The organism is Flavobacterium panici (assembly GCF_903819335.1).
GTDB classification, from domain to species: Bacteria; Bacteroidota; Bacteroidia; order Flavobacteriales; family Flavobacteriaceae; genus Flavobacterium; species Flavobacterium panici.
In genome coordinates this window covers 1-290 of record NZ_CAIJDE010000010.1, presented here as the reverse complement: position 1 = coordinate 290, position 290 = coordinate 1, and the positions used below count along the sequence as shown (strand labels likewise).

Genomic DNA, 290 nt, shown 5'->3' with positions numbered 1-290 from the left:
TCGGTACCAACCTCACGCGCCACACGAGTTACCTCTGATGCAAAGGCACGAAGCTGATCCACCATGGTATTTACGGTTTCTTTTAATTGCAGAATCTCTCCACGAACGTCGGCCGTAATTTTTTTCGACATATCTCCATTGGCTACGGCAATTGTAACCTCAGCAATATTACGTACTTGTGTCGTTAAGTTACCTGCCATTTGATTAACCGAATCGGTCAAATCTTTCCATGTTCCGGCAACTCCGGGAACATTTGCTTGTCCACCAAGTTTTCCTTCGGTACCAACTTC

Annotated in this window: 1 protein-coding gene; it reads right to left on the bottom strand. The window is 45.5% G+C overall.

Annotated features, from left to right (window positions below; translation table 11 throughout):
- On the bottom strand, positions 1-290 hold a 290-nt coding region (locus FLAPXU55_RS00085), incomplete at both ends, for a HAMP domain-containing protein (protein WP_180855863.1).